Genomic DNA, 1,348 nt, shown 5'->3' with positions numbered 1-1,348 from the left:
ATTAGATTTAGAAATCTTGCAGTTATTCGCTCAACAGGCTGCCCAATCCCTGCAAATTTTTCATTTGCAAGGGATGTTAAAATCTCGTTTTGTGGCTATGGCAGTGACTAGAGAAATAGCAGAAATTCAGTCCGAACATTCAATCGCTGTTCATCCTTATCCCCCGAAATTAGCCAAAATTGTCGCTAAGGCTTTTTTTAAAGAATTAACTCAGGCTGGTTTTGGAACCCATCAAGTTATTGAGATTGCCAATGAGGTTTTGAATTTACTACAAAAGACTCTTAATAAACATAAAAATCGTCTGGAAGGAAAAGATTGAGCGCTAGTCAAGGGTTAAAATCGACTCACTTGCCACTCCCGTGCTGTCCTAAGAAGTAATTGAGATAGTTAACAGCTTAATTTACTGATTACCGCTGCCATCCTGCCGTCCTAATTCATAGACACCAGAGGCAACACAGGCGAGAATACCGACACTAATCGGCCAACTTTTTCCTAAACTAATCTCGATTAACCAATCGGAGAAACCGCCGAGAATGAGAAAGGGAATAATACTAAAGATAGAGGCATAAAAAGCATTTTGGGATTCTCTGGCGAGGCGAGTTTTTTCAAACTCCTCTAGGGAAGTATAGAGGAAACGCTCGGCAAAATTAAACCAGCGATAGAAAATTTCTATAAACCAATTTCGCACCCCAGCTAACCCCAAATATAATGCTAAAGACCAGAGACAGCTACCGGCAATAAAGGCCGGGGAAATATTGATAGTGAAGGGCAGAAAGTCGATTACCATAAATGAGAGCCACAGAAGTGGTAAATTTGAGCGAACGGCTTGATCGATCTTAACAAGTCTTGACCCTTGCACCAAAAAGATGAAAATTCTTCAGATTGTTCCTTCGATTTCCCTTGTTTACGGGGGTCCTAGTCAAATGGTACTCGGTTTGTCAGCGGCCTTGGCCCAACTGGGCCAAGAGGTGACTATTATTACCACCGATTCCAATGGTGACACGGGACAAGCACCCCTAGATGTGCCTTTGGGGGTCCCTGTTAGTCAAAATGGCTATCAAATCTATTATTTTCCCTGTTCTCCCTTTCGGCGCTATAAATTTTCCCTTGATCTGTTTACTTGGTTGGCTAATAGGGCAAAAGATTACGATATCGCCCATATTCATGCCTTATTCTCCCCAGTGAGCAGTATATCGGCTTTGATCGCTCGTTACCGTCAACTGCCCTATATTCTCCGTCCCCTAGGCACCCTCGATCCGGCAGATTTGCAAAAAAAACGGCAACTTAAACAAATATATGCCAATTTTCTGGAAAAACCCAATTTAGCGGCGGCGGCGGCAGTTCATTT

At 42.7% G+C, this 1,348-nt stretch carries 2 protein-coding genes and 1 pseudogene; 2 read left to right on the top strand and 1 reads right to left on the bottom strand.

What is annotated here, in order from left to right; translation table 11 throughout:
* Positions 1–319, top strand: a pseudogene (locus tag PX484_RS13215) (GAF domain-containing protein); the annotation flags it as partial.
* Positions 320–400: 81 nt separating this feature from the next.
* Here the strand turns inward: PX484_RS13215 and PX484_RS13210 are convergent.
* Entirely contained in the window at positions 401–787 is a 387-nt protein-coding gene (locus tag PX484_RS13210; protein WP_193957005.1) for a hypothetical protein, read from the bottom strand.
* 79 nt (positions 788–866) lie between these two features.
* On the opposite strand from PX484_RS13210, the gene PX484_RS13205 reads away from it, so the two are divergent.
* The coding region (locus PX484_RS13205; RefSeq protein WP_288104184.1) for a glycosyltransferase at positions 867–1,348 on the top strand (482 nt) is incomplete at its 3' end.

The organism is Microcystis sp. M49636_WE2 (assembly GCF_030065375.1).
Taxonomy (GTDB): Bacteria; Cyanobacteriota; Cyanobacteriia; order Cyanobacteriales; family Microcystaceae; genus Microcystis; species Microcystis aeruginosa_C.
This window is presented reverse-complemented; position numbering and strand designations above follow the sequence as displayed.